The 8,536-nt window shown below is 74.7% G+C and carries 3 protein-coding genes; all 3 read right to left on the bottom strand.

All coding sequences use genetic code 11. From position 1 onward, the window contains the following. Positions 1 to 1,808 (bottom strand): type I polyketide synthase (locus ACIA5C_RS48475; protein ID WP_396068153.1); only part of this gene is annotated, 1,808 nt, incomplete at its 3' end. Positions 1,809 to 1,822: 14 nt separating this feature from the next. After that, positions 1,823 to 6,286 (bottom strand): SDR family NAD(P)-dependent oxidoreductase, encoded by a 4,464-nt coding sequence (locus tag ACIA5C_RS48470; RefSeq protein ID WP_396068151.1) that lies wholly within the window; start codon positions 6,284 to 6,286, stop codon positions 1,823 to 1,825. Positions 6,287 to 6,326: 40 nt separating this feature from the next. Beyond that, positions 6,327 to 8,536 (bottom strand): phosphopantetheine-binding protein (locus ACIA5C_RS48465; protein WP_396068149.1); only part of this gene is annotated, 2,210 nt, incomplete at its 5' end.

Here is an 8,536-nt window from a genome sequence, read left to right as displayed (position 1 = left end):
ACAACCGCCGAATCAACCCCGAAGAACTGCCAGACCTCCTCCCACACCGACGCGAACACCGGAAACGCCTCGCACAGCTCCCGGCCCATCCCGGCGACCTGGCCACCCTGCCCGCCGAACAGGACGCCGGTGGTTCCGGGCACGTCGGCGCCGGTCACGACGCCGGCCGCCGGCCGCCCCTCGGCCAGGGCGGCCAGACCCTCGCGCGCTTCACCGGCGCCGGCCGCCAGAACCACGGCCCGGTCGCGCAGCACCGCTCGTCCCGAGGCCAGCGACCAGGCGGTGTCGCCGAGCTCGCACGGCGCCGGCTCCAGCCACTCCGCGAGACGGGCCGCCTGCCGGTCCACCCCGCCGACGCCCGACAGCACGATCGGCAGCACCGGCAGGCCGGCTCCGCTGCGCGGGGCTGCCGGCTCCGGCTCCGGCTCGAACCCCTCGACGATCACGTGCGCGTTGGTGCCGGAGATCCCGAACGAGGACACCCCGGCCCGCCCCGGCCGGTCCCGCTCCGGCCACGGCCGCGGCTCGGCGACGACCTCGACGCCGGCCCAGTCCACCCGGGACGACACCGGCGTGCTGTGCAGCGAACGCGGAACCACCCGGTGCCGCAGCGCCTCGACGACCTTGACGATGCCGCCCACGCCCGACGCCGCCTGGGCGTGCCCGATGTTCGACTTCAACGATCCGAGCAGCAGCGGGGCGCCGGGCGCCCGGCCGCGCCCGTACACCTCGACCAGCGCGCCGACCTCGATCGGATCGCCGAGAACGGTGCCCGTCCCGTGGCCCTCGACGACATCCACGTCGGCGGTCGACAGTCCGGCGTCGGCCAGGGCCGCCCGGATCACGCTCCGTTGCGCCGGCCCCGACGGCGCGGTGAGCCCGTTCGACGCGCCGTCCGACCCGACCGCGCTGCCCCGCACCACGCCGAGGATCCGGCGACCGGCCGCCACCGCGGCCGGCAACCGCTGCACGACCAGTACGCCGGCCCCCTCGCCCCAGCCCGTGCCGCCGGCCGCGTCCGCGTACGAACGGCACCGCCCGGCCCGGTCGAGACCTCGCTGCCGGCTGAACGCCACGAAGGCGTCCGGGGTCGCCATCACGGCGACACCCCCGGCCAGGGCCAGCTCGCACTCGCCCCGGCGCAGTGCCTGCACGGCCAGGTGAAGCGACACCAGCGACGACGAGCACGCGGTGTCGACGGTCATGGCCGGGCCCTCGACGCCGAGGAAGTACGAGAGCCGGCCGGACAGGACGGACGCCGCGGTCGCGGTGCCGAGGTATGCCTCGGCCGCTTCCGGTGCGGCACCGAGCAGAGCCTCGTAGTCCTGGAAGCCGGAGCCCATGAACACACCGACCGGGCGTCCGTGCAGCGTGTGCGGGTCGATGCCGGCCCGTTCGACGGCTTCCCAGGACACCTCCAGGAGCTGCCGCTGCTGCGGGTCCATGACCACTGCCTCGCGGGGGCTGATCCCGAAGAACTCGGCATCGAACCCGCCCGCGTCCGGCAGGAAACCGCCCTCCCGCACGTAGCTGGTGCCGGGGTGTTCCGGGTCGGGGTGGTAGAGCTCGCCGACCGGCCAGCCGCGGTCCTCCGGGAACGGCCCGATGGCGTCCACGCCCTCGTCGACCAGCCGCCACAGGTCTTCCGGCGACCGCACGCCGCCCGGGAACCGGCAGGCCATTCCGACGATCGCGATCGGTTCTCCGGTCGCGGCCTCGGCCTCGTCCAGCCGCCGCCGGGTCTGCGCCAGGTCGGCGGTGACCTTCTTGAGGTACGCCAGAAGCTTGTCGTTCTCGGTGCTGGCCATGCTCTCCCCCGCCGTCACTGAAGACCGAGCTCGTTGTCGATGAAGTCGAAGAGGTCGTCGGCGGACGCGGCGCTCAGCTCCCCGCCGGCGCCCGCACCGCCGTCCCCGCCGAACCGCTGGGCGGCCGCCCGGAGCCGTGCGCCGACGCGGGACCGGTCGAGCTCGTCGCGATCCGCTTCGGACAGCGCCGCCTCCAGCCGTTCGAGATGCCGCAGGACCGCATCGGCGCCGCCGGTCGTTCCGGGCCCGAGCCGGTCGCTCAGATGTTCGGCGAGCCGGCGCGGGGTCGCGTACTCGAAGACCAGAGTGGGGTCGAGCTTCTGGCCGGTGGCTGCGGCGAGCCGGGTAACCAGCGACACCGCCGACACCGAGTCGAAACCCAGGTCGGCGAACGCGGTTCCGGCCGCCACGTCGTCCGGGCCGCCGTGGCCGAGCACCGCCGCCACGTGCTCGCGAACCAGTTCCTCGAGCAGCGTCAGCCGTTCGGCGGCCGAGACCTCGGCGAGCCGGCCGGCCAGACCGCCCGACGTGACCGGGACGACGGTGTCGAGCGCCTCGCGCACTTCCGGCAGCAGGTCCAGGAGCGGCCGGGGGCGGGCCATCGTGAGAGCGGGCGCGAACCGATCCCAGCGGAAGTCCGCCACCACCGCGGCGGTCTCGCCCCCGGCGAGGACATCCCGCAGGGCGCCGAGCGCCACCGCCGGTTCCATCGCGGGCGCGCCGAGGCGGTCGAGAAGCAGCCGGGTCTCCGCTCCGACCATGCCGGTCGCCCAGGATCCCCAGTCGACGGAGGTCGCGACCCGCCCGGCCGCCCGGCGTCGCTGGGCGAGCGCGTCGAGCACGGCGTTCGCCGCCGCGTACGCGGCCAGTCCCGCGCTGCCCCACACGGCCGAACCGGACGAGAACAGCACGAACGCGCTCAGCGGACGGTCACCGAGCAGTTCGTCGAGGTGCAGCGCGCCGAGAACCTTGGCCCGCGCCGCCGCCGCGAAGTCGGCCGGTACGAGCTCGGTGACCGGTTTCGGCGGCTGGGCGGCGCCGGCCGCGTGGAAGACCCCGTCGATCTCGCCGGCCGTGTCGAGCAGGTCGCGCACCGCGTTCCGGTCGGCGACGTCGCAGGCCGCCACGGTCACCTTGGCACCCAGGCCGGTGAGCTCGTTCTCCAGTTCGGCCACCCCCTCGGCGGCGGGTCCGCGCCGGCTGGTCAGGATCAGCCGGCGGGTGCCCGACCGGGCGAGGTAGCGGGCCAGGTGGGCGCCGATGCCCCCGGTGCCGCCGGTGATGAGGGCGGTGGCCGGGGCGGCCCACGCGCCGGCGGGGGCGGCCGAGGCGTGCAGCAGACGACGGGCGTAGACGCCGTCCGGCCGTACGGCGATCTGGTCCTCGCCGGCGGTGAGGATTCGGACGAGATCGCCCAGCGGGACGCCGGGGGCGACGTCGGCCACGCCTCCCCAGACCGCCGGGAGGTCGAGGGCGGCCACCGCGGCCAGGCCCCAGACCGCGGCGTCTTCGAGGCCGGTCACCTCGCCCGGGCGTTCGACCGCAACGGCGCCCGAGGTGACGGCCCAGACCCGGGCCTCCGTGCCGGCGACGGCCCGCAGAAGCGCCGGGATCTCGCCGGCCGGGAGCAGCGAGAGGACGCCGGTCGCGTCCGGCGGCAGCGGCTGGTCCGGCCGCAAGGTCACCAGGCCGGGGATGGCATTCGCGAGGCGGCCCGCGAGCGGATGGCCGCCACCCGCCGCGACACAGACCCAGTTCCCGGCCGGCGCCGCGCCGGGCACGTCGAACGGGCGCCAGGCGACCCGGTACCGGAGGCGGTCGCCGGTGAGACCGCCCGGTTCCGGCCTCCACCAAAACCACCGGCGCTGGAACGCGTAGGTCGGCAGGTCGACCCGCCGGCCGGGGCCGAAGAACGCGGCCCGGTCGAGCGGCACACCGGCCACATGGGCCGCGGCAACCGCCGCGACGAGCTCCCGGCGTTCGTCCCGGTCGCGCCGCTGGGCCGGCACGAAGACACCCGGCACCCCACAGCCGGCGGCGGCGGGAGCGAGCACCGCGTCCGGGCCCACCTCGACGAATCGGGTCACCCCGTCGGCAGCGAGTCTTCGTACGGCGTCGGCGAACCGGACCGTTTCGCGGGTCTGCCGTACCCAGTGGCCGGCGCGGCGCAACTCGCCGGCCGGAACCGGTTCGCCGGTGAGCGTGGAGACGACCGGCAGCACCGGCTCGCGGAAGTCGAGAGTGGACAGAACCCGCGCGTACTCGTCGAGCATCGGTTCCATGAGCGCCGAGTGGAACGCGTGCGAGACGCGAAGCCGCTTGCCGTCGCCGCCCGCCACCCGCTCGACGTCCGCGACCGGCCCGGAAATCACGACCGAGGCCGGGCCGTTGACCGCGGCGACGGCGACGGTCTCCGGGAGGATCGCGCGTACCTCGTCCTCGGTCCGGCGCAGCGTGATCATCGCCCCGCCCGCGGGCAGGCCCTGCATGAGGCGTCCCCGGGCGGCGACGAGCCGGGCCGCGTCGGCGAGCGACCAGAGGCCGGCCACGTACGCCGCCGTGATCTCCCCGATCGAGTGGCCCGCGACCACGTCCGGCCGCACTCCCCAGGATTCGAGCAACCGGAACAGCGCCACCTCGAACGCGAAGACCGCGCACTGGGCGTAGCCGGTCGCCTCGAGCAGTTCCGGGTCGTCCCCGTCGATCACGTCGCGCAGCGGCCGGTCCAGGTGGGCGTCGAGTGCCGCGATCACCTCCTCGTAGGCCGCCGCGAACACCGGGAAGACGGCGAGCCCGGACCCCATCCGAAGGCGCTGGCTGCCCTGCCCGGTCATCAGCATCGCGGTGCGCCCGCCGGGTTCCGCGACCCCGCGGATAAGCCCCGGTGCCTCGGTCCCCCCGGCCAGCGCCCGCAGCGCCGGACGCGGGTCGGCGGCGATGACCGCGGCCCGTTCCTCGAACGCCGGCCGGGTCGTGGCCAGCGAGAACGCGATGTCGTCACGGTGCAGCCCGGGTCGTTCGCCGAGGTGCCGCAGAAGGGCGGCGGCCTGGGCCCGCAGCGCGTCCGGGGTACGCCCGGAGAGAAGTACCGGCCACTCCGGGGCCGTCTCCGCCTCGATCTGCTCGGCCGGCGGCGCCTCCTCGATGACGACGTGGGAGTTTGTCCCGCTCAGGCCGAACGACGAGACCGCGGCCCGCCGCGGGCGGTCGCCCGGCGGCCAGGGGCGCTCGGTGTCCAGCAGCCGGACCGTGCCCGCCGACCAGTCGACCTCCGGGGTCGGCCGGTCCACGTGCAGGGTGCGCGGGAGCACGTCGTGCCGCATGGCTTCGACCATCTTGATGATGCCGCCGACTCCGGACGCCGCTTGAGCGTGGCCGATGTTCGACTTCAGCGAACCGAGCCAGAGGGGACGGTCACGGTTCTTGCCGTACGCCGCGATCAGCGCCTCCGCCTCGATCGGGTCGCCGAGGACGGTACCGGTGCCGTGTGCCTCCACCGCATCGATGTCGTCCGCGGTGAGACGGGCGTCGTCGAGGGCGTCCCGGATGACCCGCACCTGCGAGGGCCCGTTGGGCGCGGTGAGCCCGTTCGTGGCGCCGTCCGAGTTCACCGCCGTCCCGCGGACCACGGCCAGCACCGGATGCCCGAGCCGCTTGGCGTCCGTGAGCCGCTCCAGCACCAGCAGTCCGGCGCCCTCGCCCCAGCCCGTACCGTCGGCCGCCGCCGCGAACGACTTGCACCGTCCGTCCGGCGCGAGCCCGCCCTGCTCGCTGAATCCGACGAACGCGGCCGGTGTCGCCATCACGGTCACGCCTCCGGCCAGCGCGAGATCGCACTCGCCGGCCCGGAGCGAGCGTACGGCTTGATGGACCGCCACCAGCGATGACGAGCACGCGGTATCGACCGTGACGGCGGGACCGCGCAGATCGAGCAGGTAGGCGATCCGGCCCGACGCGACGCTGCCCAGCACCCCGACGCCGCCCTCGCCCGAGCCGTAGTCGTGATAGACCAACCCGGTCCATACCCCCGTCCGGCTCCCCTTGAGCGAGAGCGGGTCGATCCCGGCCCGTTCGATCGCCTCCCACGCCGTCTCCAGCAGGATTCGCTGCTGGGAGTCGGTCTCCACGGCTTCCTTGGGGCTCATCCGGAAGAAGGCGGCGTCGAACGCCCCCGCGTCGTGCAGGAAGCCCCCCTCCCGGGAGTACGTACGGCCGGGGCGCCCGGGCTCCGGGTCGTAGAGCCCGTCCACGTCCCATCCGCGGTTGTCCGGGAAGCGGGTGATCCCGTCGCCACCGGTGGCGACCAGATCCCACAACGCCTCGGGCGAGTCCACGCCGCCCGGGTACCGGCAGCCGGCCGACACGATCGCGATCGGCTCGTACCGCAGATCCTCCAGCTCCTGCAGCCGGCCCTTCGCCTGCCGGAGTTCGGTGACCGCGCGCTTGAGGTAGTCACGGAGCATTTCCTCAGCTGCCATCTGCCCAGGTCCATCCCATCCGTCAGGCCGCCTCGGCGGCTCAGAGACCGCCGTCTAGCATCGCGAACAGTTCGTCGTCCGAGGCCGCCGCGAGATCCGGGGCCGGTGCGGAATCGCGCAGGCCGGACATCACGGCTTCGAGACGCGCTACCGCCCGGTGCCGCCGCGCGTCGCCGGACACTGCGAGCAGCGCCGCCAGCCGGTCGATCTCGGCGACCAGGTCGGGGCCGGACGCTTCCGGATCGAGCTCGGCGGCCAGGTACGCCGCCACGGCCGCCGGGGTCGGGTGGTCGAAGGCCAGGGTGGACGGCAGTCGCAGACCGCTGACGGCCGACAACCGCGTACGCAGGTCGATCACCGCCAGCGAGTCGAAGCCCAGCTCGGTGAACGGCGCTTCGACGTTGTCCACGTCGTGCCCGGTGACCGCCGCGGCCTCGGTGCGTACCAGGTCGAGCAGCGCCCGTCCGCGCTCGGCCTCGGGCAGCCCCCGCAGCCGGTCGGCGAGGCCGTGGTCGGGCGTCGGCCCGGCGAGCTCCCGCAGGAGGGGGACCCGGTGCGCGGTGACCGGGTCGATGCGTCCCGCGGTCACCACCGGTCGTCCGGAGGCGACGGCCCGGTCGAACAATCGCAGCCGCGCCCCGGCGGACAGTTCGCCGAATCCGGGTGTGCCGGGGGCGGGGTACCAGATCGAGGTCGCGGTGAGGCCGCTCGCCGCCCGCCGTTCCGCGACGGCGTCGTACGTGGCGCCCGGTTCCGGACCGGACGAGACGAGCACGAACATCCGCAGCTCCCGATCCCCGACGACGTCGGCCGCGCCCGACACCTGCACGACGCCGGCCGGACCGGCGGCCAGCGCGTCCGCGGCCTCGGCCGGGGACACCTCGATCGCCCGGGCCTGATAGGCGTTTCGCAGATGCCGGGCCAGCCGTTCGTCCGAGCCGAGGATCAGCACGGTCTCGCCGGCCAGATCGGGACGGGCCGCGGCCGTGGCGGGGGTACGGCACAGGCGTGGCACATAGGCGATGCCCCGGCGCAGCGACACCTCCGGCTCGTCGAGCCGGCCGGCCGCCTCCAGCACCGCGGCCGACTCGGGTGTCCCGTCGGTGCTGACCACCGCGGTTCCGCTCCCGGTGTCGCCGAGGGCATCGCCGAGCGGTACCGGCACATGTTCGAGATGCAGCAGTGGCGGTGTGCCGGTAGCCGTGACCTGGTCCGGTGTCACCGGCTCGGTGTGCAGCTCCCGGACCGCCAGCACGACCCGCCCGGACGCGTCGGTCGCCGAGCCCGCGCCGCCCGCGAGCGTGACCCGCACCGGACCGTCCGGGCCCGGGCCGGCCGCGACCAGACCCTCCCAGCGGGACGGCCGCACGGCCTCCCCGGCCTCGAGTGCCGCCAGCTGGACGAGCGACTCCAGGATCAGCGCCTGCGTGGGCGCGACGAGCTCGGCCCGCCCTCGGCGTACGTCGGTGAGGCAGCGCAAGGTGTCCCCGTAGCCGTGTCCGAGCCGGCGCAACTCGCCGTAGGCGTCGGTGATGGACTCGTCCCCGGGTGGCGTCACCGAGAGCGGCGACGGCGCGGTATCGAGCATTCCCGTGGCGTGCAGCGTCCAGCCGCTCTCCGCGTCTCCGGCGTGGATGGTCAGCTCACCGGAGGGCCGCACCGTGACCTGCACCTGACCGGTCGTGGCGTCGAGTGGCTGTTCGATCCGCAGGGAGAGCACCGCCGGATGACCGGCCGCGCCCGCCGCGGCGAGTGCGAGATCGGCGAGGACGGTGTCCGGCACCACGGCCACACCGTGCAGCTCGGCCTGGTGCTCTCCCAGCCGCCCGGTCATGATCAGCCCGCCGTCCGGGGTAGCCAGACGCCGCGGTCCGTCTCCCGCGGCGACGACCGGGGCCGTTTTCCAGTACCGCTCGCGGCCGAATCGGTAGGTCGGCAGATCGATGAGGGAAGCCCCGGCGCCGGCGAAGAACGCCGCCCAGTCGACGTGGCGTCCGAGGTTGTGCAGCTCGGCGATCGCGCCCACCAGCGTCGCCACCTCGGCGCTGCCCCGGCGCGCGATCGGCACGAGGTTGACGTCACCCAGACACTCGGACGCCGCTCCGAGGAGAACCGCATCCGGGCCGGCCTCGACGAACGTGGTGCAGCCGATCAGCCCGGTGATCGCGTCCGCGAAGCGCACCGTCCCGGTCAGCTGACCGGCGAAGAACTCCGGATCCTCCACCGGCGACCCCACCGGCAACCGAGCCA

It is taken from the genome of Actinoplanes sp. NPDC051343 (assembly GCF_044455125.1).
In the GTDB taxonomy this organism is placed as follows: Bacteria; Actinomycetota; Actinomycetes; order Mycobacteriales; family Micromonosporaceae; genus Actinoplanes.
The sequence above is the reverse complement of the archived record's forward strand: the minus strand, read 5'-3'. Positions and strand labels throughout refer to the sequence as shown.

What these genes read in the sequence shown, in the direction of transcription:
- ACIA5C_RS48470 (WP_396068151.1), bottom strand. Translation starts at nt 6,286, where the DNA reads ATGGCAGCTGAGGAAATGCTCCGTGACTACCTCAAGCGCGCGGTCACC.